Source organism: Herbaspirillum sp. CAH-3 (assembly GCF_009668275.1).
Lineage (GTDB): Bacteria > Pseudomonadota > Gammaproteobacteria > Burkholderiales > Burkholderiaceae_D > Herbaspirillum > Herbaspirillum aquaticum.
In genome coordinates, this window is sequence record NZ_VSWE01000001.1 from 338,853 (window position 1) to 364,615 (window position 25,763).

20 protein-coding genes and 1 tRNA gene are annotated in these 25,763 nt (G+C 63.5%); 13 read left to right on the top strand and 8 right to left on the bottom strand.

The window, feature by feature from the left end; genetic code table 11:
• Positions 1-89 precede the first annotated feature (89 nt).
• The 4 genes from FYB76_RS01600 to FYB76_RS01615 all read left to right on the top strand — a co-directional run bounded on the left by FYB76_RS01600 (position 90) and on the right by FYB76_RS01615 (position 4,951).
• Positions 90-2,147 (top strand): NAD(+) synthase, encoded by a 2,058-nt coding sequence (locus FYB76_RS01600; RefSeq protein ID WP_088754295.1) that lies wholly within the window; start codon positions 90-92, stop codon positions 2,145-2,147.
• A gap of 181 nt (positions 2,148-2,328) precedes the next feature.
• The gene (locus FYB76_RS01605; RefSeq protein WP_006463535.1) at positions 2,329-2,667 is read left to right on the top strand and encodes a P-II family nitrogen regulator; all 339 of its coding nucleotides are present in this window, start codon (positions 2,329-2,331) and stop codon (positions 2,665-2,667) included.
• Between the two features lie 270 nt (positions 2,668-2,937).
• Positions 2,938-4,458, top strand: coding sequence for an aldehyde dehydrogenase (gene adh / locus FYB76_RS01610; protein ID WP_088754296.1), 1,521 nt, complete (start codon positions 2,938-2,940; stop codon positions 4,456-4,458).
• Between the two features lie 112 nt (positions 4,459-4,570).
• Entirely contained in the window at positions 4,571-4,951 is a 381-nt protein-coding gene (locus FYB76_RS01615) for a DUF779 domain-containing protein (protein ID WP_154132463.1), read from the top strand.
• Here FYB76_RS01615 and FYB76_RS01620 read toward each other — a convergent pair.
• Positions 4,932-6,956 (bottom strand): sigma-54-dependent Fis family transcriptional regulator, encoded by a 2,025-nt coding sequence (locus FYB76_RS01620; RefSeq protein ID WP_154132464.1) that lies wholly within the window; start codon positions 6,954-6,956, stop codon positions 4,932-4,934. The genes FYB76_RS01615 and FYB76_RS01620 overlap by 20 nt on opposite strands.
• Positions 6,957-7,144: 188 nt before the next feature.
• Here FYB76_RS01620 and FYB76_RS01625 point away from each other — a divergent pair, with 188 nt between their 5' ends.
• Positions 7,145-8,407, top strand: coding sequence for a PA0069 family radical SAM protein (locus FYB76_RS01625; protein ID WP_154132465.1), 1,263 nt, complete (start codon positions 7,145-7,147; stop codon positions 8,405-8,407).
• 58 nt (positions 8,408-8,465) lie between these two features.
• Complete coding sequence (locus FYB76_RS01630) at positions 8,466-9,791, top strand: leucine-rich repeat-containing protein kinase family protein (protein WP_154132466.1); 1,326 nt, start codon at positions 8,466-8,468, stop codon at positions 9,789-9,791.
• Between the two features lie 8 nt (positions 9,792-9,799).
• Here the strand turns inward: FYB76_RS01630 and FYB76_RS01635 are convergent, their stop codons facing one another.
• From FYB76_RS01635 to trxB, 3 genes are all read right to left on the bottom strand, one after another.
• Positions 9,800-10,453, bottom strand: coding sequence for a Smr/MutS family protein (locus tag FYB76_RS01635; RefSeq protein WP_186450043.1), 654 nt, complete (start codon positions 10,451-10,453; stop codon positions 9,800-9,802).
• 67 nt (positions 10,454-10,520) lie between these two features.
• Positions 10,521-10,862 carry an I78 family peptidase inhibitor gene (locus FYB76_RS01640; protein WP_187697619.1) on the bottom strand — a complete coding sequence of 114 codons (342 nt, stop codon included), beginning with the start codon at positions 10,860-10,862 and terminating at the stop codon, positions 10,521-10,523.
• 144 nt (positions 10,863-11,006) lie between these two features.
• A complete protein-coding gene (gene trxB, locus FYB76_RS01645) occupies positions 11,007-11,960 on the bottom strand; it encodes a thioredoxin-disulfide reductase (protein WP_088753636.1) in 954 nt (317 codons plus the stop codon).
• A gap of 396 nt (positions 11,961-12,356) precedes the next feature.
• Between trxB and FYB76_RS01650 the strand changes: the two genes are divergently transcribed.
• Both FYB76_RS01650 and lolA read left to right on the top strand, forming a co-directional pair.
• Positions 12,357-14,699, top strand: coding sequence for a DNA translocase FtsK (locus FYB76_RS01650; protein ID WP_088753637.1), 2,343 nt, complete (start codon positions 12,357-12,359; stop codon positions 14,697-14,699).
• A 113-nt stretch (positions 14,700-14,812) separates the two neighbouring features.
• Entirely contained in the window at positions 14,813-15,526 is a 714-nt protein-coding gene (gene lolA / locus FYB76_RS01655; protein WP_154132467.1) for an outer membrane lipoprotein chaperone LolA, read from the top strand.
• A gap of 77 nt (positions 15,527-15,603) precedes the next feature.
• Here the strand turns inward: lolA and fdxA are convergent, their stop codons facing one another.
• A complete protein-coding gene (fdxA, locus tag FYB76_RS01660) occupies positions 15,604-15,942 on the bottom strand; it encodes a ferredoxin FdxA (RefSeq protein ID WP_154132468.1) in 339 nt (112 codons plus the stop codon).
• A 270-nt stretch (positions 15,943-16,212) separates the two neighbouring features.
• On the opposite strand from fdxA, the gene FYB76_RS01665 reads away from it, so the two are divergent.
• A complete protein-coding gene (locus tag FYB76_RS01665) occupies positions 16,213-17,517 on the top strand; it encodes a replication-associated recombination protein A (protein WP_088753640.1) in 1,305 nt (434 codons plus the stop codon).
• Between the two features lie 3 nt (positions 17,518-17,520).
• Here the strand turns inward: FYB76_RS01665 and FYB76_RS01670 are convergent, their stop codons facing one another.
• Positions 17,521-18,162: an alanyl-tRNA editing protein gene (locus FYB76_RS01670; RefSeq protein ID WP_154132469.1), complete on the bottom strand. Its 642-nt coding sequence runs from the start codon at positions 18,160-18,162 to the stop codon at positions 17,521-17,523.
• 97 nt (positions 18,163-18,259) lie between these two features.
• Here FYB76_RS01670 and FYB76_RS01675 point away from each other — a divergent pair, with 97 nt between their 5' ends.
• Positions 18,260-19,207 (top strand): LysR family transcriptional regulator, encoded by a 948-nt coding sequence (locus tag FYB76_RS01675; RefSeq protein WP_154132470.1) that lies wholly within the window; start codon positions 18,260-18,262, stop codon positions 19,205-19,207.
• A gap of 6 nt (positions 19,208-19,213) precedes the next feature.
• On the opposite strand, the gene FYB76_RS01680 is transcribed toward FYB76_RS01675, so the two are convergent.
• Positions 19,214-19,837 carry an anaphase-promoting protein gene (locus tag FYB76_RS01680; RefSeq protein ID WP_088753643.1) on the bottom strand — a complete coding sequence of 208 codons (624 nt, stop codon included), beginning with the start codon at positions 19,835-19,837 and terminating at the stop codon, positions 19,214-19,216.
• A gap of 174 nt (positions 19,838-20,011) precedes the next feature.
• On the opposite strand from FYB76_RS01680, the gene serS reads away from it, so the two are divergent.
• Entirely contained in the window at positions 20,012-21,313 is a 1,302-nt protein-coding gene (gene serS, locus FYB76_RS01685) for a serine--tRNA ligase (protein ID WP_088753644.1), read from the top strand.
• Between the two features lie 101 nt (positions 21,314-21,414).
• Here serS and FYB76_RS01690 read toward each other — a convergent pair whose 3' ends face one another.
• Positions 21,415-23,295 carry a GGDEF domain-containing protein gene (locus tag FYB76_RS01690; RefSeq protein WP_088753645.1) on the bottom strand — a complete coding sequence of 627 codons (1,881 nt, stop codon included), beginning with the start codon at positions 23,293-23,295 and terminating at the stop codon, positions 21,415-21,417.
• A gap of 285 nt (positions 23,296-23,580) precedes the next feature.
• Here FYB76_RS01690 and FYB76_RS01695 point away from each other — a divergent pair.
• Both FYB76_RS01695 and FYB76_RS01700 read left to right on the top strand, forming a co-directional pair.
• Positions 23,581-23,670 (top strand) — tRNA-Ser (locus FYB76_RS01695).
• Positions 23,671-23,992: 322 nt separating this feature from the next.
• Positions 23,993-25,738 carry a diguanylate cyclase gene (locus tag FYB76_RS01700; protein ID WP_154132471.1) on the top strand — a complete coding sequence of 582 codons (1,746 nt, stop codon included), beginning with the start codon at positions 23,993-23,995 and terminating at the stop codon, positions 25,736-25,738.
• Positions 25,739-25,763: the final 25 nt, after the last annotated feature.

Here is a 25,763-nt window from a genome sequence, read left to right on the forward strand (position 1 = left end):
GCCCTCGGCCCCGCTGGAACAGGCATTCTACGCAAAATGAACAGAACGCGTCGCCGCCCTGGCGAAGTGCACGGAGTCCAACACACGCTATGCAAAGCCCCTTCTTCAATCTCTACAACCACGGTTTCGCACGCGTCGCCGTGGCGGTGCCGGACTGCAAGGTGGCCGATCCCGGCTTCAACGCCGAGCGCACCATCGCCCTGGCCGAACAGGCCGCCGCCCGTGGCGCGGCCCTGGTTTCCTTCCCCGAACTGGGCCTGTCGGCCTACAGCTGCGAAGACCTGTTCCAGCAGCGCGCCTTGCTGGAGGCTTCCCTGCAGGCCCTGCAATCGGTGCTGCAGGCTTCCTTGCGCATCGCCCCGGCCCTCATCGTCGGCCTGCCGCTGAAGGTCGATCACCAGCTCTACAACTGCGCCGTGGTCGTGCATGCCGGCCGCATCCTGGGTGTGGTGCCCAAGAGCTACCTGCCCAACTACAGCGAATTCTACGAAGCGCGCCAGTTCAGCAGCGCCGATTGCGCCGTCACCCGCCGCACCCGCCTGCTGGGTCAGGACGTGGACTTCGGCAGCCATCTGCTGTTCGAGATCGGCAACATCCCCGACTTCCGTTTCCATATCGAGATCTGCGAAGACGTGTGGGTGCCGATCCCGCCGTCTTCCTTTGCCGCGCTGGCCGGTGCCACCGTGCTGGTGAACCTGTCGGCTTCCAACATCGTGGTCGGCAAGTCGGGTTACCGCCATCAGCTGGTGTCGCAGCAATCGGCGCGCTGCCTGGCGGCCTATCTGTATTCGTCGGCGGGCAATGGCGAGTCCACCACCGACCTGGCCTGGGACGGCCAGGCCCTGATCTGCGAGAACGGTGAACTGCTGGCCGAGTCCGAGCGCTTCGCCGAAGGCGGTCACGTGATCTATGCCGACATCGACCTGGAACGCCTCTCGCGCGAACGCTTCCACCAGACCACGTTTGGCCAGTCGGTGCGCCGCCACGCCGACGAAGTGCGCCGCTTCGAGGTAGTGCGTTTCGATGTGCAGGTTCCGCAAGACCAGGACTTGCCGCTGCAACGCCGGGTCGCGCGCTTCCCCTACGTGCCGGCCAATGCCGAACAGCGCGAACTGCGCTGCCGCGAGGTCTACAACATCCAGGTGCAGGCATTGGTGCAGCGCCTGTCTTCCTCGAACATCAAGAAGGTCGTCATCGGTGTGTCCGGTGGCCTCGATTCGACCCATGCGCTGCTGGTCTGCGCCAAGGCCATGGACAAGCTGGGCCTGCCGCGTTCCAACATCCTGGCCTATACCATGCCCGGCTTTGCCACCAGCAGCCGCACGCTGGTGCAGGCGCATCAGCTGATGGCGCAAGTGGGCTGTTCGGCGCAGGAGATCGATATCCGACCCAGCTGCGAACAGATGTTGAAGGACCTGGATCACCCGTATTCACGCGGTGAGCCGGTCTATGACATCACCTTCGAAAACGTGCAGGCGGGCGAGCGCACCAATCACCTGTTCCGCCTGGCCAATCATCACGGTGCCATCGTCATCGGCACCGGCGACCTGTCCGAACTGGCGCTGGGCTGGTGCACCTATGGCGTGGGCGACCACATGTCGCACTACAACGTCAACGCCAGCGTGCCCAAGACCTTGATCACGCACCTGGTGCGCTGGGTGGCCGAATCGGGTTCGCTGGAACTGAAGCAGCCGGAAGTGCTGATCCACATCCTCGAAACCGAGATCAGCCCGGAACTGGTGCCGGGCGCCTCGGACGGCGAGCCGGGCCAGCGCACGCAGGATTTCATCGGTCCCTACGAGCTGCAGGATTTCAATCTCTATTACATCCTGCGCTATGGCTTCACGCCGGCCAAGGTGGCTTTCCTGGCGCACAGCGCCTGGCAAGACCGCAGCATCGGCCATTGGCCGGATGGCCTGCATGGGGCGCGCAACCAGTACAGCTTGCCGCAGATCAAGAAAAACCTGGGCATCTTCGTCTATCGCTTCTTCAAGACCAGCCAGTTCAAACGCTCCTGCGTGCCCAATGCCCCCAAGGTCGGTTCGGGCGGCTCGCTCTCGCCGCGTGGTGATTGGCGCGCGCCCAGCGATGGCGAGGCTACGGTCTGGTTGCAGGATCTGGAGCGCATCCCCGATCTGGAGGCCTGAAAAAACGGCTTTTTATGGCCCGGCTGGTTCAAGAAGGTTGAAAGCCGGGCACGCCTGATTGACAATGTGCAAGTGGGCAGGGCACCACGGCCTTGCCAGTAAAATAACAACGAAGGTTGTATCCGCTATTCAACAGATCGTTGAAATCGTTTCTTTACGACATACCAAGAGAGGAATTGCCATGAAACAAGTGACCGCCATCATCAAACCGTTCAAGCTGGACGAGGTGCGTGAATCCCTCGCCGAAGTCGGCGTCACGGGCCTGACGGTCACCGAAGTGAAGGGCTTCGGACGCCAGAAGGGTCACACCGAACTCTATCGCGGTGCCGAATACGTGGTCGACTTCCTGCCCAAGGTCAAGATCGAGGTCGTGGTGGACGACAAGGTAGTCGAGCAGGCCGTGGACGCCATCATCAAGGCGGCCCGCACCGGCAAGATCGGCGACGGCAAGATCTTCGTGCAGGAAGTGGAGCAGGTGATCCGTATCCGTACCGGCGAAACCGGCCCGGATGCCGTCTGATCCAGCGCTCCCCGCGCCTCATGAAGCACGAAAGACCGGCCTCTGGCCGGTTTTTTTACGTCCGCAGAAAAGTGCGCAGGGTGTGGCAGGCTGTTGCTCAACGCTGTCCCAGGCTGCGCCAGATTGACACAGCGTGACAATGGCGCTGGCGCAAGAGGCGCTTGCAGAGCGGGTTTGCAGGCTGGCATGCGATTTGCCATCTTGGGGGATGAACCGCCGCTGCGGCCATGATCGCGGCGGGATTTCAACCATAAACCGAACGGAGACGACATGAACCTGGCAGACATCAGCAAACTCGGCGTACGCGATCCCTTCAAGCAACGTTACGACAACTTCATCGGTGGCAAATTCGTGCCGCCGGTCAAGGGCGAATACTTCGAGAACATCAGCCCGGTGATCGGCCGCGCCTTCTGTGAAGTGGCGCGTTCCAGCGCCGAAGACGTGGAGCTGGCGCTGGACGCCGCCCACGCGGCCAAGAAGAGCTGGGGCAAGACTTCCCCCACCGAGCGCGCCAACATGCTGCTCAAGATCGCCGACCGCATGGAAGCCAACCTCGAATTGCTGGCCACCGCCGAGACCCTGGACAACGGCAAGCCCATCCGCGAAACCATGGCCGCCGACATCCCGCTGGCCATCGATCACTTCCGCTATTTCGCCGCCGCCGTGCGCACCCAGGAAGGCAGCATCTGCCCCATCGACAGCGACACTTACGCCTATCACTTCCATGAGCCGCTGGGCGTGGTCGGCCAGATCATCCCGTGGAATTTCCCCATCCTGATGGCGGTGTGGAAGCTGGCCCCGGCACTGGCTGCCGGCAACTGCGTGGTGTTGAAGCCGGCCGAGCAGACGCCCGCTTCCATCATGGTCCTCATCGAACTGATTGCCGACCTGATCCCGCCGGGCGTGGTCAACATCGTGCAGGGCTTTGGCGTCGAAGCAGGCAAGCCGCTGGCCTCCAACAAGCGCATCGCCAAGATCGCCTTCACCGGCGAGACCACGACCGGCCGCCTGATCATGCAGTACGCCTCGCAGAACCTGATCCCGGTGACCCTGGAGCTGGGTGGCAAGTCGCCCAACATCTTCTTTGCCGACGTGCTGGACAAGGATGACGAGTTCTTCGACAAGGCCCTGGAAGGCTTCGCCATGTTCGCGCTGAACCAGGGCGAGGTCTGCACCTGCCCCTCGCGCGTGCTGGTGCAGGAATCGATCTATGACCGCTTCATCGAACGTGCCTTGAAACGCGTGGCCGCCATCAAGCAGGGCAATCCGCTGGACAAGAGCACCATGATCGGCGCGCAGGCTTCGCAGGAGCAGCTGGAAAAAATCCTCTCCTACATCGACATCGGCAAGCAGGAAGGCGCCAAGGTGCTGGCCGGCGGCGGACGTGAAGAACTGGGCGGCGACCTGGCCACGGGCTACTACGTCAAGCCGACCGTCTTCCAGGGCAACAACAAGATGCGCATCTTCCAGGAAGAAATCTTTGGCCCCGTGGTCTCGGTGACCACCTTCAAGGACGAGGAAGAAGCCCTGGCCATCGCCAACGACACCCTCTACGGCCTGGGCGCGGGCCTGTGGACCCGCGATGGCACGCGTGCCTTCCGCATGGGCCGCGAGATCCAGGCCGGTCGCGTGTGGACCAACTGCTACCACCTGTATCCGGCACATGCAGCCTTCGGCGGCTACAAGCAATCCGGCATCGGCCGCGAAAACCACAAGATGATGCTGGATCACTACCAGCAGACCAAGAACCTGCTGGTCAGCTACAGCCCCAAGGCGCTGGGCTTCTTCTGATGGCGTGATTTCGTTTGACTCCTTGCAGCAAGGCAGCTTCGGCACCGGTCCGCAACTCTCGCGGCCGGTGCCGCTTTTATTGGCAGAACCAGACTCAACAGGAGAGCGGCGAATGAATGCATTGCCCAGGGTGACGGCCACCGAGGCGACGGTGGAGTTGCTGCGCCAGTTGAAGGCGCGGCATGGCGAACTGATCTTTTTTCAATCCGGTGGCTGCTGCGATGGCAGTGCGCCGATGTGCTATCCGGCCGGCGACTTTACGCTGGGCGACACCGACGTGCATCTCGGGGAAATCGATGGGGTGCCGTTCTACATCGGTGCCGACCAGTTCGAATACTGGAAACACACGCAACTGATCATCGATGTGGTCACCGGCAACGGCGGCATGTTCTCGCTGGAGAACGGCAGCGGCAAGCGCTTCCTGACGCGCTCGCGGCTGTTTTCCGATGAGGAATATGACGCGCTTGCCCCGCTCAGTGCCCGCGTGACTTGAAGCGGCGATAGAGCGTATTGCGCGACACCCCCAGCGCCTTGGCGGCCGCGCTGACGTTGCCGTCATGGGTGCGCAGGGCACGCTCGATGGCAGCCCATTCGCTGTCGAGCATGGACAGCGGCTTTTCGCCCGTTTCTTCATGGGTTGCGGGGGCCGGCATGCCACCAGCCGCCTGCAGCGGCGCTGCCTCGTCCAGAAAATCATCTGGCAGGTGTTCCACGCCTATCCAGGTCTCTCCATCGGCCATGGCCAGGGCGGTGCGGATCAGGTTGGACAGCTGCCGCAGGTTGCCCGGCCAGCGGCTGGCCTGCAGCAATGCCATGGCCTGGGCATCGAAGCGAGGGGCATGGCGTCCGCCTTCCTGCTCCAGGATGCGGTCGATCAGCTTGCCCAGGTCGCTGCGCTCGCGCAAGGCGGGCAGTTTTACCTGCAAGCCGTTGATGCGGTAATACAAATCTTCACGGAAGGCATGGCGCGCGGCCATCTCGCGCAAGGGCTGGTTGGTGGCACAGACCAGCGCAAAGTCCACCGGGATCACACGCTGGCTGCCCAGTGGCGTCACTGCGCGCTCCTGGAGCACGCGCAGCAGGCGGCCCTGCAGGGCCAGCGGCATGTCGCCGATTTCATCGAGGAAGAGTGTGCCGCCCTGGGCTTGCGCGATCTTGCCCAGCGCGCCCTTGCGGCGGGCACCGGTGAAGGCGCCGTCTTCATAGCCGAAGAGTTCGGCTTCGATCAGGTTCTCTGGAATGGCCGAACAATTCACGGCCACGAAAGGCGCTGCGCCACCCCGGGTTTGGCTGGCGTGGAAGCGCGCGCTTTCGCGGTGGATGGCTTGAGCCAGCCACTCCTTGCCGGTGCCGGTTTCACCGGTGATGAGCACCGGGATGTCGCGGTCGATCACCTTGCGCAGCTTGGCGATGATGGCGCTCATGCGGGCGTCGCCGGTATCGAGGGCGTTCAGGCCGCCACGCGGCTGGCCCGGATGGGGGCGCATGGGCGGTGCCTGGCGTGTGGCCGGACTGGCGGGCAGTGCTTCCGGGGCCTCGATCACGGCCTCGCGCGCGTTCTGGAAATGCTGGTCGCGCAGCCTCAGCTCGGCGCGGCCATGGATGCGGATGCCGTTGTGCAGGCACAGCTCCAGCAAGCCCGATGCGGCCTTGCGATGGTGTTCGAACAGCAGCGACAGCGGCACCCCGAAGAGCGACGCAAAGGTATGCGACTGCAGCGTCGAGAGCGTCAGCCCCAGCTGGAATTGCGCGCTGCGGTTGGCCGCCAGGAAACGCCCGCCCGGTGTGAAGCTGACGATGCCTTCGACCAGCGTGCCCACGAATTCGGCGCGGCTGTGGAAGTGCAGGGTGATGCAATCGGGGAAGCTGCCGGCCAGCAGGTGGTTTTCAATCATCTGCGCCGACATGCGCACCAGGGCCATGGTGTGCTTGTGGAAGCTGCCGCATTCGCCCGAGACATCCAGCACCCCCAGCACTTGGCCGCGATGATCGAAGATGGGCGCGGCCGAGCAGGTCAGGAAGCGGTTGGCATCCAGGTAATGCTGCTGGGCGTGCACGGTAGTGGGTTTTTGCTCGAAGAGGGCCGTGCCGATGGCATTGGTGCCGCGCAATTGCTCGGACCAGCGTCCGCCCGGGCCCAGGGCTACGCGATCGGCCTTGGCCAGGAAGTCGCTGTCGCCCAGCGTATGCAGGATGGTGCCCTCGGCGTCCGAGAGGATCACCATGCTGTGGGTATTGCGGATCTGGTCGTAGAGGGTTTCCATGACCGGGCGGGCATGGCCGGAGAGGGCCTGGTTGGCTTCCAGCGTCTGGGCCAGGTCGGCGCGCGAGAGTGAATCCAGGTCGGGCCGCTGGCCGCGCGTGATGCCGTAGGACGAGCTGCGCTGGTGCGAGCGTTCGATGGCCTGCAGGTCCGGCACACCATCCGCGCTGGCCTGCACCAGGGGCGAAGCCCCCAGCAATGCACCGGCACCGGGCCGGTTTGCCTGGTATTGCATCCTTGTCTCCTTGGGACCTCTGGCGGTCCTTGTTCCCCCTATATGGTCGCTTTCTTCGCTGATGGGAAGCTGAGGGTGAACTAGCATAACCGATTAATGCGGCAGGAGGACAAATTGAAACAGCATTTGCAGCGCGTCCGAAGTGAAGGCAGAATACTGTATATAAAAACAGTATCGATGAGCTTTCCTTGGCCTCTTTTCCCAAATTCCCGCAGGGCATTGCCCGGCCTTTCCCGGGGCAGCCGGCCCGTTCGGCGGCCTCCGGAGAGGACGACGCCACCCTGACGCCAGAAACCTTCATCCACCGCGACCAGGTTGCGCAGAAGGGCCGGGGCGCGGTCACCAACCTGCGTGGCCGCTATGAGTCGGTGGCGCGGGAGGAGTTCGACGATGGTTGGCAGTCCGTCCGTTTTGCCGAGGCGCGGCCGGAGGCGGGCGAGGGCATGGAAGAGGATGAGCCGCCCCGCCTGAAGACCATCGTCACCGAGGAAGACGCCCGATCCGTCATCACCCGCAACAGCTCGCCGGATCTGCCGTTTTCACTTTCCCTCAATCCCTACCGGGGCTGCGAGCACGGCTGCATTTACTGCTTCGCGCGGCCTTCGCACAGCTACCTGGGCCTGTCCCCGGGCCTGGATTTCGAAAGCCGCCTGGTGGCCAAGCGCAATGCCCCCGAAGTGCTGCTGCGCGAACTGGCCAAGCCGTCCTATGAACCCGACACCATCACGGTGGGCATCAATACCGATGCCTACCAGCCCATCGAGCGCGAACGCCAGCTGACCCGGCGCATCCTGCAGATCCTGCACGACTGCGAGAATCCGGTGGCGCTCATCACCAAGTCCTCCTTGATCGAACGCGACATCGACCTGCTGGCGCCCATGGCAGCCAAGGGGCAGGCCATCGTCGCGGTGACGATTACCACACTGGATGCGGCCATCGCGCGCACACTGGAGCCGCGGGCGGCCAGCCCGGCGCGGCGGCTGCGGGTGATCCGCACGCTGGCCGAGGCCGGCATTCCGGTGAGCGTGTCGATTGCACCGGTGATCCCCTTCGTCACCGAACCGGACCTGGAACGCGTCATGGAAGCGGCCGTCGAGGCCGGGGCGCGCCAGGCGGGCTACATCGTGCTGCGCCTGCCATGGGAGGTCAGCCCGCTGTTCCGGCAGTGGCTGCAGGCGCATTTCCCCGACCGTGCGGCGCGGGTGATGAACCGCATTCAGGACATGCGCGGCGGCAAGGATTACGACGCCGATTTCGCCACCCGCATGCGCGGCACCGGGGTCTGGGCCGACCTGCTGCACCAGCGCTTCGAGAAGGCCAGCCGGCGCCTGGGTATCGATCACCGCCATCGTGCCTTCGCCACGCTGGATGCCAGCCGCTTCAGGCGGCCAGTGATGGTGCCGGCGGGGCAGGGGCGGTCGGTGGGCGATACCCAGCTCGATTTGTTCTGAGCGGGACGGCCGGCGGCTGGTAAGATCCGCGTTTTCGTCCGTTTCTTCACTTCTCTGCATGCACACCCTGGAACAACTGCGCAGCGGCGCGCTGGAAGGCATTACCCGCCTGTCCCTGTCGTGCGGGCTGCGCGAATTCCCGCCAGAAATCTTCACCCTGGCCGAAACCCTTGAGATTCTGGACCTCAGCGGCAATGAGCTGACGGCCTTGCCCGAGGACCTGCCGCGGTTGCACCGGCTGCGCATCGTCTTCTGTTCCGACAATCCCTTCACCGAATTGCCCGCTGTATTGGGACGCTGCCCGTCGCTGGAGATGATCGGTTTCAAGGCCAACCGGATCGAGCACGTTCCTGCCGAATCGCTGCCCCCCACGCTGCGCTGGCTGGTCCTGACCGACAACCGGATCGAACAGCTGCCATCGAGCATCGGGCAATGCCCGCGCCTGCAGAAGCTGATGCTGGCGGGCAACCGCCTGCGCGCGCTGCCGCCGGAACTGGCGGCCTGCCGCAACCTGGAGCTGCTGCGCCTGTCGGCCAATGCGCTGGAGGCGTTTCCGCATTGGCTGCTGACCTTGCCGCGCCTGAGCTGGCTGGCCATGGCAGGCAATCCCTGGTGTGCGGCGGTGGAAGAGGCGGCGGATCGCAACGCGCAAGTCGCGGCCATCGATTGGGACGACCTGGCCTTGGGCGAAAAGCTGGGGGAAGGCGCCTCCGGTGTGATCCACGCGGCCCGGTGGACCGTGGAGGGCAGGTCGCAGCCAGTGGCGGTGAAGCTGTTCAAGGGCGCGGTCACCAGTGATGGCCTGCCCGAGCGCGAGATGGCGGCCTGCATCATGGCCGGCAGCCATCGCGGGCTCATCCCCGTGCTGGGCCGGTTGCATGGGCATCCGCAAGCGGTGCAGGCCCTGGTGATGCCGTTGATCGATCCTGATTTCAAGGTGCTGGCCGGCCCGCCCAGCCTGCAATCCTGCTCGCGCGATGTCTATGCACAAGGCTTCACGCTGGCCTGGAGCCAGGTGATCGCCATCGCCCGCGATATCGCCTCGGCAGCAGCCCACCTGCACGCGCAGGGCATCGTGCACGGCGACCTCTATGGTCACAACATCCTGCATCGGGAGGGCGAAGCCTTGCTGGGCGATTTTGGTGCGGCCTGGTTCTACGATGTCGAACAGCCGCATGCCTGGGGTGTGCAGGCCATGGAGGTGCGGGCCTACGGCTGCCTGCTGGAAGAGTTGCTCGCGCATGGCCAGCCGGCAGATGACGCCGGCAAGAAGCAGCGAGCAGCCCTGGCCGGAGTGCGCCAAGCTTGCCTGAGCGCTGATGCCGCCGCGCGGCCGCATTTCGAGGCCATCGTGGCCATGCTGGATAATCTGACTGCGGGCTGAAGCGGCGTTCAGGCCCGTTCGCTGGAACGCAGCAGCACCACCAGCGCACCCGCGCCGCCATCGGCTGCGCGGGCCTGGCAGAAGGCCATCACCTCATCCTTCTGCGCCAGCCAGTTGCGCACCTTGTGCTTGAGTACGGGCTCCTTGTTCACCGAACCGAGTCCCTTGCCGTGGATCACCCGCACGCAGCGCAGGCCGCGGCGGCGTGACTGGCGCAAGAATTCACCTAACGCTTCACGGGCCTGGTCGCGGCGATAACCGTGCAGGTCCAGCTGGGCCTGGATTACCCAGTTGCCGCGCCGCAGCTTGCTCAGGACATCCATGCCCACGCCGGGGCGGGCGAAACTGAGGTTTTCGTCGCTGTCCATGAGCGTGTCGACGGTGAACTCGTCGGAGAGCGACTCCAGCAGCGCGGCCTGTTCATCGGCCAGGTGCTGGCGGGGAATGGGGAGGGGAGGTTCCGGCAGGTAATGCGCCTTGTCGACCACTTCGGGACGCAAGGGCGCCACCTGGCCGATGCTGTTGCGGAAGATGTTGGCTTCCTCGCGGGCTGCCGCTTCCTGGCGCTGGCGCTCGGCCAAGGCCAGTGCGCGCGCTTTTTCCTGTTCCTGCAGATCGCGGCGCAATCCCTGGAGCGCCGAGAAATCCTTCATTGTCGCCATGACAGCCACCCAACCCTGTAGCGTATTGTTCCCTAGGTGACTACTTTAGCAGAAGCGGGCGAGCTCTTCAGCCGCAGGCGACCTTGATGATGACCAAGCCCGGATCGACGTGCAGGTTCAGGCGGCGCGGGTTGAAGTCCATGGTGGCAGCGTCATCGGGTTTGAGCACGCGGATGTCGGTGGCGCCGGACTCGGCCAGCGCCTGGCGTTCCACGTAGCCGCTGTAGTTCTCGCCGATCAGGTGGTCGGCGCGGGAGGCATCGCATTGGCCGGCTGTGGCATTGGCCACCGGGGTGTCGCGCGAAGCGCTGCAGGCCACCAGCACGGCGCCCAGGCTCATGGTGGCCAATACCGCCTTGATGCCCGGTGATCGCACGCCGGCGCGGGAGGGAGTTGAGTGATAGGGCACGATGCTTTCCTCGGTCTTGATGATTCTTGTGTTGGATTGCTCGAGTGAAACAAAAAAGCCGGGACGACAACTCGTCACCGGCTTTTGGAGTGCCCGTTGCGTTGCGAGTTCTCGCAGCGCAGCATTTTACATGGCTTTATTTGCTTATTCGAGCCCTTCGAGGTAGCGCTGTGCATCCAGTGCCGCCATGCAACCCGTGCCGGCGCTGGTGATGGCCTGGCGGTAGATGTGATCCTGCACGTCGCCCGCAGCGAAGACGCCGTCGATGCTGGTGGCAGTGGCAAAGCCTTCGGTGCCGGTACGGGTTTTCAGGTAGCCGTTCTGCATCTCCAGCTGGCCTTCGAAGATGCTGGTGTTGGGCTTGTGGCCGATGGCGATGAACAGGCCGTGCACCGGGATGTCGGTGATGGCACCATCCTGGGTCGACTTGATCTTGATGCCGGTCACGCCGCTGTCGTCGCCGACCACTTCATCCAGGGTGGAATGCCACTGGATGGCGATCTTGCCTTCGGTGACCTTGTGCAGCAGGCGGTCGATCAGGATGGGCTCGGCGCGGAACTTGTCGCGGCGGTGCACGATGGTGACCTTGCTGGCGATGTTGGAGAGGTACAGCGCCTCTTCCACGGCGGTGTTGCCGCCGCCCACCACGGCGACTTCCTTGCCGCGATAGAAGAAACCGTCACAGGTGGCGCAAGCCGACACGCCACGGCCCATGAAGGCTTGTTCCGAGGGCAGGCCCAGGTATTGGGCCGAGGCGCCGGTGGCGATGATGAGGGCATCGGCGGTGTATTCGCCGCTATCGCCGATGAGGCGGAACGGACGCTCGGAGAGCTTGGTGGTGTGGATGTGATCGAAGATGATCTCGGTGTTGAAGCGCTCGGCGTGCTGCAGCAGGCGCTGCATCAGTTCCGGACCTTGCACGCCCAGCGGGTCGCCGGGCCAGTTCTCGACGTCAGTGGTGGTCATCAGCTGGCCGCCTTGCTCCACGCCGGTGATCAGCACGGGGTTCAGGTTGGCGCGCGCGGCATAGACGGCGGCGCTGTAACCGGCGGGGCCGGAGCCGAGAATCAGGACCTTGGCATGTTTGGGCGTGCTCATAAGCTACTCATCAAATGTTGTGGGATCGCTTCTGCAAATGAGGCGACTCCCGGGGATTTCAATTCCCGGCCGGCCTGGCAGTTCAGCCAGACCGGCCGGCACAAGCGGGGTGGGTTGCCAGCGCACAAGTTTGCGGTTTGCCGCGCTGCAAAACGGGTAAGATTATAGTCCATGCCCCCGACCGGGCTCATGGAATTACGCTATGCCGGCAATAGCCGCGGGCGGGGCGGGCAGTAGCAGTGATGCTGTCCAGAATATGAACAAAATGACAGCACGACCAGAACGATAGCGGTCGATCAGGGTCTGTGCAGCGGGTTTCCCGCCGCCCTGCGCAAAACCGCGAAGCGCCAATTCAATGCCGTTACAATGACGGCGTGTATTTTTTGTACGGAAGTTATGTCCAAGACGAGTCAAGCCCACATCCGCACCAACAAGACGCCGGCGCCTCCCATGCCCAACCGTCTGGTGCGGCTGTTATCGGAGGCGCGCTGGCTGGCGCTGGCGGCCTTGCTGGCCTATCTGGCGCTGATCCTGCTGAGCTATGCCAAGACCGACCCCGGCTGGTCGGTGGCCAGCTCGGTGCCGCGCGTGGGCAACTGGGGCGGCCGCGTGGGGGCCTGGATGGCCGACCTGCTGCTCTACATCTTCGGGCTCTCGGCCTGGTGGTGGTGCGTGCTGCTGGGGCGCTCGGTATGGACCGGCTACCGCCGCCTGTCGAACCGCTTCCTGGTCGCCCAGCCGGTGGAACCGGAACACCATCAGGAACCGCTGATCCGCGCGGTCGGCTTCGTCTTCATGCTCACCGGCAGCATGGGCATCGAATTCACCCGCATGCAGCGCTTTGCGCCCAAGCTGCCGCATTCGCCCGGTGGCGTGCTGGGGGAGATGATCGGTTCGGGCATGCAGCCGACCTTCGGTTTCACGGGGTCCACCTTGCTGCTGTTGCTGCTGTTCGGGCTGGGTTTCTCGCTGCTGTTCCAGGTCTCCTGGCTGGCGGCGGTGGAACGCATCGGTGGCATGATCGAGGATGGCCTGTTCTGGGTGCGCGACTTCTTCGCCGCCCGGGCCGATCGCCGTGCCGGCCAGGAAGCCGCCGTCAAGCGCGAGGAAACCGTGGTGCAGGAACGCGCCAAGATCGTGGAAGCGCCGCCGATCCGCATCGAACCGCAAATCGTCGAAGTGCAGAAATCCGACCGCGTCCAGAAGGAGAAGCAGACCAGCCTCTTCGATGACCTCAACAGCGAATTGCCGCCCCTGTCCCTGCTGGATGAAGCACCGCCGGCGCAGCAGACGGTCTCGGTGGAAACCCTGGAATTCACCAGCCGCCTGATTGAAAAGAAGCTCGCCGACTTCGGTGTCGAGGTCAAGGTGGTGGCGGCCTATCCCGGCCCGGTGATCACCCGCTACGAAATCGAACCGGCCACGGGGGTGAAGGGCAGCCAGATCGTCAACCTGGCGCGCGACCTGGCGCGTTCGCTGTCGCTGACCTCGATCCGCGTGGTGGAAGTCATCCAGGGCAAGAATTTCATGGGCCTGGAACTGCCCAATCCCAAGCGCCAGATCGTGCGCCTGACCGAGATCCTCGGCTCCAAGGTCTACAACGACAGCCATTCGAGCCTGACCGTGGCGCTGGGCAAGGACATTGCCGGCAATCCAGTGGTGGCCGACCTGGCCAAGATGCCGCACTTGCTGGTGGCCGGTACCACCGGTTCGGGCAAGTCGGTGGGCATCAATGCCACCATTCTGTCGCTGCTGTACAAATCCTCGCCACGCCAGGTGCGCCTGATCCTGATCGATCCCAAGATGCTGGAACTGTCGATCTATGAAGGCATTCCGCACCTGCTGGCGCCGGTGGTGACAGACATGCGCCAGGCCGGCCACGCCCTGAACTGGGCGGTGGAAGAGATGGAGCGCCGCTACAAGAAGATGTCCAAGCTGGGCGTGCGCAACCTGGCCGGCTACAACCAGAAGATCATCGACGCCGAGAAGCGCGGCGAGAAGATCCCCAATCCCTTCAGCCTCACCCCGGATGCGCCGGAACCGCTGGAGCAGCTGGAAACCATCGTCATCATCATCGACGAACTGGCCGACCTGATGATGGTGGTGGGCAAGAAGGTGGAAGAACTGATTGCCCGCATCGCCCAGAAGGCGCGCGCGGCCGGCATCCACCTGATCCTGGCCACGCAGCGGCCGTCGGTGGACGTCATCACCGGCCTGATCAAGGCCAACGTGCCGACGCGCATTGCCTTCCAGGTGTCGTCCAAGATCGACTCCCGCACCATCCTTGACCAGATGGGTGCCGAAACCCTGCTGGGCATGGGTGACATGCTCTACAACCCGCCGGGTACGGCCTTGCCGGTGCGCGTACACGGCGCCTTCGTCTCGGATGACGAAGTGCATCGCGTGGTGGAGCACCTCAAATCCCAGGGGGAACCGAATTACATCGAGGGCATCCTAGAGGGAGGCGTGCTGGAGGACGCCGACGGTGGCGGTGGCAGCGGTGCTGCGGCCGGTGCCGGTGGCGGCGAAGGTGACGAGATGTACGACCAGGCCGTGGCCGTGGTCCTGAAACATCGCCGGGCCTCGATCTCGCTGGTACAGCGTCACCTGCGCATCGGCTACAACCGCGCGGCGCGTTTGCTGGAGCAGATGGAGCAAAGCGGTCTCGTCTCCACCATGCAATCCAATGGCAACCGTGAAATCCTGGTGCCGGCAGGTGCCAGCGATGCGGCTGAATAAGCCGCGTTCCTGCCAGATTGCATCCCGTCATCAACAGCACGCCCAGAAGGCCGGCCACTGTCGCGCCGGCCGCCACCTTGCTGGTGGCATCCGTCAAGAAGGAATCGAATAACATGGACAATTCCAGAAACGCTCTCCGCTCGCGCACTGCGCAAGCCCGCACCTTGAACCTGCGCCGCCTGGTCATGGCAGCCGGTCTTTCGGCACTGGCGGTGGCCAGTGCCATCGCCATCACCGCGCTGACCCCCGGCCGCGCCTCGGCTGCTGCGCTGGACCAGTTCAAGCAGTTCGTCAGCAGTACGCAATCGGCCAAGGGGGCGTTCACCCAGCGCATGGTGCGGGTCGAGAACGGCAGCTCCAAGGTGGTCAATACCTCCAGTGGCAGCTTCGTGTTTTCGCGTCCGGGCAAATTCATCTGGACCTACCAGAAGCCCTATGAGCAGGTGATCCAGGCCGATGGGGAAAAACTCTTCATCTACGACAAGGACCTCAACCAGGTCACCACCAAGAAACTGGGCAATGCGCTGGGCTCTTCGCCGGCGGCCATCCTTTTCGGCAGCAATGACCTGGAAAAAAACTTCACCTTGAAGGAAGCCGGCACCAAGGATGGACTGGAATGGCTGCAAGCCGTACCCAAGAGCAAGGATACGACCTTCGACAACATCGGCATCGGCCTGAAGAACGGCACGCCAGTGGCCATGGAACTGCATGATTCCTTTGGCCAGATCTCGGTGCTGAGCTTCGACAGCTTCGAGAAGAATCCGCCGCTCAAGGGCAACAGCTTCAACTTCACGGTGCCGAAGGGTGCGGACGTGTTCGAGAACTGATCGGTTTCCCCCTTCACATGAAAACAGCCCCGCAAGCGCATGCCTGCGGGGCTGTTTTCATGTCGGGCGCGTGGATGTCAGGGCTCGGGCATTTTCAGCAACGGCAGCTTGTCGCTAACGTCTTTCCACTGCGCATGATCGGGCAGGGGCGGCTGGGCCCTGGTGATGGGTTTCCAGCTGGGCAGCTTGGCCAGGCGGGCGTTGAGGTCCTCGAAGTGCGACAGGGCGGCGGGCAGGTCGGTGGCGTTGTAGATGGCACCGACCGGGCATTCCGGCACGCACATGGAGCAGTCGATGCAGCCGTCCGGATCGATGGCCAGGAAATTCGGGCCTTCCACGAAGCAGTCCATGGGGCAGACGCTGACGCAATCGGTGTACTTGCACTGGATACAGGAATCGGTGACGACGAAGGGCATGGAAAGCAGGGGAAAGGGCAGGTAAAAGGGCGATGTGAAGAAAAACGCGCAGGCGGCATTTTAACCGCTGCCGCTGATGGCTGCAGGCGCAGCCCGTCATCGCGCCATCGCCCTCGCGGCGGCCTGCTGCGTTAGACTACGGCCTTTGGTGAATGCGCCTTGCAATCCGGCGCTGCGCCCGCATCCTGATGACTATGAACTTTATTTCGCTGGCCGCGCTGTGGCCGACCTCTTTGCCTGTTGATTCCCGCTGCCTGCAGGAGGCTGCCCATGGCTGACCTGTTTGCGCAAGAGCCAGCCGCGCCGCTGGCGGAGGCCCTGCGGCCCAAGACGCTGGACGAGGTCATCGGTCAGTCGCACCTGCTGGGCGAGGGCAAGCCGCTGCGCCTGGCCTTCCAGTCCGGCAAGCCGCATTCGATGATCTTCTGGGGGCCGCCGGGCGTGGGCAAGACCACGCTGGCGCGGCTGACCGCGACTGCCTTCGATTGTGAATTCATCGCGCTGTCGGCAGTGTTCTCGGGCGTGAAGGATATCCGTGCGGCCATGGAGCAGGCCGAGCAGAATCTGGCGATGGGCAAGCACACCATCCTGTTCGTCGATGAAATCCACCGCTTCAACAAGTCGCAGCAGGATGCGCTGTTGCCCTATGCAGAAAGCGGGCTGGTGACTTTCATCGGCGCCACCACCGAGAACCCTTCCTTCGAAGTCAATTCGGCGCTGCTGTCGCGGGCGCAGGTCTATGTGCTCAAGTCGCTCACCGATGAGGAGTTGAAGCAACTGCTCAAGCGTGCGCAGGACAAGGCGTTGGGCGACCTGCAGTTCGACGGGCAAGCTACGGAGACTATCATCGGATACGCCGATGGCGATGCGCGGCGTTTCCTGAACCTGCTGGAGCAGACCCAGACTGCGGCGCACACGACCGGCACCCAGCTGGTCACGGCCGAATTCCTGCAGAACGCATTGACGCTCAACAGCCGCCGTTTCGACAAGGGCGGCGACAATTTCTACGACCAGATTTCAGCGCTGCACAAGTCGGTGCGCGGTTCGCATCCGGATGCCGCGTTGTATTGGCTCACGCGCATGCTCGACGGCGGTGCCGATCCGCGCTACCTGTCGCGGCGCATCGTGCGCATGGCCTGGGAAGACATCGGCCTGGCCGACCCGCGCGCCATGCAGATCGCCAACGATGCCGCGCTGACCTATGAGCGGCTGGGCAGCCCGGAGGGCGAACTGGCGCTGGGGCAGGCGGTGATCTACCTGGCGGTGGCGGCCAAGAGCAATGCTGGCTACAACGCATACAACGCTGCGCGCGCTTTCGTGAAGCAGGACAAGAGCCGCGAGGTGCCGGTGCATCTGCGCAATGCGCCGACCAAGCTGATGAAGGAATTGGGCTACGGGCATGAATATCGGTATGCCCATGATGAGCCCAATGCTTATGCGGCGGGGGAGACGTATCTGCCCGACGGTATTGCCGAGCCGGGGTGGTATCAGCCTGTGCCGCGGGGGTTGGAAATCAAGATTGGTGAGAAGCTCAATACGCTGCGGCAGTGGGATGAAGAAGCGCGTAAGCAATAGTGTTCAGGCAACGACGTCATATCGAACCAACGCCTCCCCCTTCTTGATCCGCACCGATTCAATCCGGATCTGCCCGATCTCCCCCAAGGCCGCCACATGCGTGCCGCCACAAGGGTAGGCGGGCAGTTCTCCAAATCCAATCTGCCGCAAGCCATTCTCCATGGCCATCACACAGGGCAGATCCTGCGCCAGCAAGTCATTGCAGCGCCGCTCCAGTTCCGCCGGCACCAGTTCCTGCGCTGCGCCGTCAGCTGCTGCAGCCACGCCCACCACGCGCGCCTCTCCCGGCCAGTGATGGGCCTTGGTTGGCTTCCATCCCAGTTCTGCCATCACTTGCCCAATCACGTGGCCTGCCGAATGCAGGCGCGCATGCAGCTGGCGCGGCTCGGCGTCGACGGTCGCCACGGCCGGGCCCGGTACGACGGGGGCGGCGGTGTAATGGATGATGCCTTCACTTTCGCTGACCACGCGCAGTACTTCCACGTCGCCGATCCGGCCGGTATCACTGGGCTGTCCGCCGCCCTGTGGATGAAAGGGTGTGGCCGAAAGGCGCACGGCGTAGCGGCCATCGTCCTGCGGGGCGCAGTCGAGCACGTGGATGTCAGCGCGCAAGGCGCGGTCGGTCAGGTAAAGGCGATCAGTCATGGCTAGGCTTTCAACGTGGCTTGCTGCGAGTGTCCTGCATTGTATCGGCCGCACGAAGTTGCGATAATCCGGCACCGACGCAAAGGATCTTTGCACCATGAGCACAAATCAAAGCATCGCCCTCCTGAACGAAATGGCCGTCTTCGCCAAGGTGGTGGAGACCGGCAGCTTCTCCGAAGCGGCACGGCAACTCGGTGCCACGCCCTCGGCCACCAGCCGCGCCGTGGCCCGGCTGGAAAAGGCCCTCGGGACGCAACTGCTCCAGCGGACCACCCGCAAGCTGCGCCTGAGCGACAGCGGCGAGGAAATCCACGCCCGCTGCCGCGACATGCTCAATGCCGCGCAAGCCGTGCTGTCGGTGTCCGGCGCCTTCGATGCCGAGCCGCAAGGGCAGGTGAGGGTGAGCGTGCCCAAGGCGGTCGGCCATGCGCTGGTGCATCCGCACATGCCGGATTTCCTGGCCGCGCATCCCAAGGTGGATGTGCTGCTGCGACTGGAAGACCGCTACATGGATCTCATCGACGACCAGGTCGACCTGGCCATCCGTATCACCGACCAGCCGCCGCCTGGCCTGATGGGCCGGCGCCTGATGCGCATCGACCATCTCCTGTGCGCCACGCCGCAGTACCTGCAGCGCCATGGGATGCCCGCCCACCCCCAGGCCTTGAAGGAGCACAGCTGCATCTACCTCGGTGAATCACCGGCGGACGCACGCTGGCGATTTCGCCGGCAGGGAAAGTCCGTCAATGTCGAGGTACGGGGAAGGTATGCCGCCAACCATACCGGCGTGCGGCTCGATGCCACGCTGCGGCATCTGGGGATTGCCAGCCTGCCGTATTTCATCGCCAGGCCGGCATTGGAAGACGGGAATCTGGTGCAGGTGCTGCCCCAGTGGAGTTTCAGGACGCGTTATTGCGGCGAGCTGTGGGCGCTCTATCCGGCGACGCGCCATCTGCCGCCGCGCCTGAGCGCCTTCGTGCAGTTTCTGGCGCAGCGACTGGCGCAGGAGCCAGCCCTGGCAGCGGGCGCCAAGCCGCTGCGCTGACGGGGTTCAGGCCGCAGGGCGGTGCCAGATGTGGAAGCTGCCTTCCATGGCGGACATGGCGGCGATCACGGTTTCGTAGTTCTTGTCATCGTCATAGCCGGGCAAGCGGGTCTTCATGGCTTCCATCAAGGCTTCCAGGCCATCGGCGTCATTCGGGACCAGCACGCCCTTGATGCCCTCGGTGCTCTTGCCGGCCAGGATCCATTGCGGCTGCGGCAGGGCATCGTCGCTGATGCGGATGGTGACGTCATCGACTGCACTCCAGGCAATGCCTTCGCGCTTGGCGCCGCGCACCATGGTGCGGATTTCTTCATCGTCGAATTCCACGCTGATCTTGCGCGCCTGCTGCGCGGCCACGCGCGTGGGCGACAGCTCGGCTGCACCCGGGGCCTGCACCTTCCAGTCGGTCTTGCGGACCTTGGGCGGGACCAGGCGGTTCTTGATCTGCTGGCCGAAGGCAAAGGTGGCGCCGAAGGAAAGTCCGGCGATCAGTCCGTAGAACAGGCTGGCCTCGTTGGACATGTAGTGGATGCCCGCCCACAAGCCCACGGAAAGGGCGGCGACCAGGCCCAGCAGGGAAAACAGGACAGGGACTTCGCGCGGCGGACGGGGATCGGGCTGGACGGACATGGGCAAACGGGTCTCATGAGGGATGCAATGGGCCGCATGGTAACCCGCATGGGCGATGGCGGCTACCGCTGCGGCCGGATTTTATTGGGCGTCCGGCGCACGGGAGGCCCGTGGCGGGCGCGCGACTTGGTACAATCGCGTTTTCGAGCACCAACCCTATCGTAATTTCTTCCCATGATCGACATTCAACTCCTCCGTAAAGACATCGAGAACGTCGCAGCCCGCCTGGCGGCCCGCAAGTTCGTCCTGGACGTGGCCGGCTTCAATGCGCTGGAAGCCGAGCGCAAGCAGATCCAGACCCGTACCGAAGAACTGCAGGGCAAGCGCAATTCGCTGTCCAAGCAGATCGGCATGCTCAAGGGCAAAGGTGAAGACGCTTCCGCCGTCATGGCCGAAGTCAATGGCATCGGCGACGAGTTGAAGGCGTCCGCCACCCGCCTGGAAGAAGTGCAGCAGCAGATGACCCTGTTCCTGCAGGCCGTGCCCAACCTGCCGCACGAATCCGTGCCCGCCGGCAACGACGAAAGCGGTAACGTCGAGCTGCGCAAGGTCGGTACACCCCGCAGCTTCGACTTCGAGATCAAGGATCACGTCGACGTCGGTGCCCCCCTGGGCCTGGACTTCGATACCGCCACCAAGCTGACCGGTTCGCGCTTCGCCGTGCTCAAGGGCGGCATCGCCCGCCTGCATCGCGCGCTGGCGCAGTTCATGCTCAATACCCATACCATGGAGCATGGCTACACCGAGTGCTACACCCCTTACATCGTCAATGCCGACAGCCTGCGTGGCACCGGCCAGCTGCCCAAGTTCGAGGCGGACCTGTTCGCAGCCAAGAAGGGCGGCCAGGAAGGCGAGGCCGAGAACGCCGCGCTGTACCTGATCCCCACGGCCGAAGTGCCGCTGACCAACTTCGTGCGCGATGAAATCGTCGCCGGCGATGCGCTGCCGATGAAGTTTACGGCGCACTCGCCGTGCTTCCGCTCGGAAGCCGGTTCCTACGGCCGCGACACGCGCGGCATGATCCGCCAGCACCAGTTCGACAAGGTGGAAATGGTGCAGATCGTCCATCCGGAGAAGTCCTACGAAGCCCTGGATGAGATGCTGGGCCACGCCGAGACCATCTTGAAGAAGCTCGGCCTGCCGTATCGCGTCATCACCCTGTGCACCGGCGACATGGGCTTTGGTGCGGCCAAGACCTACGACATCGAAGTCTGGCTGCCGGCGCAGAACACCTATCGCGAGATCTCCTCGGTCTCCAACTGCGAGGCCTTCCAGGCGCGCCGCATGCAGGCCCGCTTCCGCAATGCCCAAGGCAAGCCGGAACTGCTGCATACCTTGAACGGTTCGGGCCTGGCCGTGGGCCGTACCTTGGTGGCCGTGCTGGAAAACTACCAGCAGGCCGATGGCAGCGTGGACATTCCCGAGGTGCTGCAGCCCTACATGGGCGGCGTGACCAAGCTGGTGCCGGGCGCCTGATCCGGTTTTCCTGAGCGCCAAATGAAGACGGCTGCCTCGCAAGAGGCAGCCGTTTTTTTATCTTCGCACCGAGTGAGAAAACGTTTTCGCAAGCAGGCTGGTTAAGCGTCCTTGAGCGCCCAGGAGAAGGTTGTCGGGATGCGGCGCTCAATAAAGAGGCTGTTGCCCTGGATCTTCTTGGCTTCCTTCTTGGCGCGGGTGGCGGCCGAGGCGATCTGGTGCGGTGACGAGTATTGCGACGGTTCGATCTTCACCGAGCCCAGCGACAGCGACACCAGCGGGTGGAAGACCCGGTTGCCCTGGCGGTCCTCGGTGTAGTAGCCATTGCGCGCTACGTCTTCGTCGTAATAGAAGCTGCGGGTGTCGGCCTCGAAGGTGTCGAGGATGGTGCGGCAGCGTTTTTCCCAGTCCTCGCTCTGGAACAGGATGAGGAAATCGTCCCCGCCGATATGCCCGATGAAATCCAGGTTGGGGTCGCAGGCCTGCTGCAGCACGCGGCCGGTGGCCTGGATCATGTCGTCGCCCTTGCGATAGCCGTAGACGTCGTTGAAGGGCTTGAACTGATCGAGGTCGCAGTAGCAGATGCAGAATTCCACGCCGCTCTGCAGCAGGTATTCGATGTGATCGTTGATGGGCACGTTGCCCGGCAACTGCGTCAGCGGATTGGCGTGGCGGGCGGCGTCGATCTGCATCTGCGTGATCTCGCGCAGCAGGTCGTGGCCGGTACCCAGGCCCACATACTGGCCGCGATCGGTGATGATGAAGCCGTTGGAAAGGTGGTGCGACTCGGCATGCACCAGCAGGTTGGAGAGGTCCTGCAGACTGGTGTCCTGCTCGGTCAGGATGGGATTGGGGTCCATGAAGAAGGCGCAGGACTTCTTGCCGTACAGCTCGCGTCCATACAGGCGGGCAAAGCGTTCCACCATGCTGTAGCGGTTGATGAGCCCGATCGGCAAGCCATTGCTGACCACCGGCAAGGCCTGCAGCTGCGGATCATTGACGAACATGTCGTAGGCCGCATCATTGGTCACTTCCGGGCTCACGTACTGGGTCTCGCGCAGCAGCTTGGCCACCGTCGCGCTGCGCTTGCCAGGACCATACTTGTTGGCCGACAGTGGCACCTTGTCGCGGCGCAGGGTCTTGCTGACATCCTCCGAGATCGACACCGGCGGCTCCGGCAGCGGGCGCGAGATGTGGTAGCCCTGGCCGCAGGCAATGCCGAGGTCGCGGATGGTCAGCAACTCGGCTTGGGATTCAATGCCTTCGGCGATGACGATGGAGCCGGATTTCTCGGCAATTTCCTGGATCGAGCGGACGAACTGCAGTTTCATCGGATCATGGTTGATCCCCTGCACGAAGTGCATGTCGACCTTGACGTATTCCGGCTGCAGCTCCGACCACAGGCGCAGGCTGGAGAAACCTTCACCCAGGTCGTCGATGGCGATCTGGAAGCCCATGTCGCGGTAATGCATGGCGGCATTGCGCAGCAGGGCATAGTCGTAGGTAGGCTCGTTCTCGGTCAGTTCGATGATGATGCGCTGCGGATTGACGCCCAGCTTTTCCAGATACCGCAGGGTTTCGCCCTGGATCGCCTCCGGCTGCATGAGCGCACCCGGCGAGACGTTCAGGAACAGGTTGCCTGGCAGGCCCAGTTGCGCGAAGCGGGTCAGTACGATGTGGCGGCACAGGTATTCCATCTGCACCGACAGGTTGTGCGCGCGTGCCACCTTGAACAGCGCCAGCGGCGAATGCAGCGGGGTATTGGACGGGCCGCGGATCAAACCTTCATATCCCAGGATCTCGCCATTGCGCATGCGCACGATGGGCTGGAACAGCGCCGAGAGCTTGCGCTGGGCGATGATCTCATGCAGCAATGACAACATCGGATCGTCTGCACTGCGCAAGGCGGCGCCGGAGGCGCGGGCGATCAGGTCGACGACTTCGGCGCCGAGCGGGAAGGAAGTGCTGGAGAGGGGAGCCATCTGGCTGAATCCGGGGTTGAAGGTTCCAAAGAACGGCGGTGCATCAGAAAATAGTTTACGGATGCTAGAAGTGATTTATGACAAGATGATGATAAGCAATTCACTTCCGCTATTTTAAGTGTGAATGATGATTGGTGAGGGTTGCGAATAGTACGTCCGCAGCAGGATGCAATGGCGGGAAGATAATTTTTTGAAGTTTTTTCAAAAAATAGTTCCACTCCGAAAATGTTTCTGCTATAGTCGCTGTCTTCGCTGCACCACGCAGTTGAACGACCGAAGTTAACCGGAGAGGTGGCAGAGTGGTCGAATGTACCTGACTCGAAATCAGGCGTACGGTTTCCCGTACCGTGGGTTCGAATCCCACCCTCTCCGCCAGTTGGCTTACATGTTGTCGAAGTTGTAGAGATAAGGCTCTGATTTTGTCAGGGCCTTATTTTTTTGTCCGTCGGTTTCGCGCTGGAGGGAGCGCGTTCGGCGGCAAGTCATTTACTGGTCACCGGGTGTTTTTCGAGGGGGAGAACATCCGGGATGCGCCAGGCCCGTCTCATTTGCCGGGAGGGTTCCTGCCGGTTTCGTCGCGTCGCCGCGATAGTACGGTCAAATTTCTTCCCGCTCGCGAAGTCGCCGCGCCGCCCTTGGCTGCGGCTTGATATAGTCGTCTCATGCATTTGCGTTTGCTTTCCATGGCGGGCTCATCATGTCCCTGAATCGTCTGTTCCGGCTGATCTCGGTCGCTTTGCTGGCGCTGTTCCTGGCGTTTGCAGTGGCCTTGGTCTGGACGGAGTGGAGCACCTATCGCAGCGGTGCCAACAGCGTGCCGGCCTTGCGCAAGCTGCGCCTGGCGCTGCTGGCCATGGAAAAGGTTTCCGCCGAGCGCGGGCCCGCCAATGCCGTCATGGGGGCGGCAGCGCCACTGGCGCCGGAGCTGCAGGTCCGGCTGGCCGATGCCCGTGCCCGCAGCGACGCCGCCCTGAATCAATTGCGTACTGCGCTGGAGACCGATAGCAAGCTGCGCCAGTCGTGGGCCATGGACAAGGTGCGGCTGGTCCAGCAGGGCTTGGTTCCGGCACGCGCCAATGTCGATCGGGTGGCGCACCTGGCGCCGCAGGATCGCAGCGACGTGCTGGTGGTCGCCGCCGTGAGCAGCATGGTCGATCTGATGCCGCTGATGGTGCGCGTGGTCAGTGACCTGAGCAATGAGGCTGACCGCGCCGATCCCTTGCTGCGGGATGGACTCTCGGCAGTGCGTGCCGTCGCCAGCCTGCGCGAGTATGCCGGGCAGGTCGGATCGCGGTTCGCCGCGCCGCTGATCGCGCACCGTCAGCTGACCCAGGATGAAGTCATTGAAATCGGGCGCCTGTATGGACGCATCGAGTTGCTGCGCACCTTTATTGGCGGCCAGTTGAACAGCTACAGTCGCGCCCCGGAATTTGCCACGGCCCTGGAGCGGGTAGAAAAGGAATTTTTCGACGGTGGCTTCCAGTTCCTCGACTTCCTGCTGCAGATAGGCCTGAAGTCGGGTGATTTCGGTGTCACGCCCTCGGATCTCTTCAAGTTCTATGTGCCCTCGATGGCTTCCATCACGGACCTGCGTGACCTGCTCCTCGATGACCTGCTGGAGCAGGCTGAGCGCCACAACACGCGTGCCCGCAACCTGCTGATCCTGGTGGTGAGCTTGACGGGGGTGGCTTGCCTGTTCTTCCAGCTGCTGGTGGTGCTGATCGGCCGGCGCGTGGTGCGCCCGCTCGTGCAGGCCACCGACCTGGTCTCCGGGCTGGTCGACGGCAAGCTGGAGCAGCAGATTCCCGAAGGGCAGCACCGGGATGAGATCGGCGCCATGATGCGCGCGCTGCGCGTGCTCAAGGAGCGCATGCGCGAGCGCAACAGCCTGGCCAAGGAACGTGAAGCCCTGATCACCCAGCTGCAGACCTCCTCCAACACCGATTTCCTCACGGGCGCGCTGAACCGGCGCGCCTTCTATACCCATGCCGACCAGCAGCTGGGTGTCGCCCAGCGCTATGGGCGGGCGGTGTCGGTGGTGCTGTTCGACATCGATCATTTCAAGCGCATCAACGATACCTATGGCCACCAGGCCGGTGACGTGGTGCTGATTGGGGTGAGCCAGTGCGTGGCGCAGCTGCTGCGCAAGGTCGATGTGCTGGCGCGTTACGGCGGCGAGGAATTCATCATCCTGTTGCCCGAATCCGACCTGGCCCAGGCGGGCGCGGTGGCGGACAAGCTGCGGGTTGCCCTGGAGGAGTGCGTGTTCGATGTCGAGGGCGATCGGCGCATCAAGGTCACGGCCAGCTTCGGCGTGGCTGCGCTGGCCGGTGGCGAGGCGCTGGACAAGCTGACCAAGCGCGCCGACATCGCGCTGTACCGCGCCAAACGCCTGGGGCGCAACCGCGTCGAACTGGCCGGGGATGAGGTCGAAGAACCCTGAGCTGCGCCGCTGAGGGGGCAGGGTG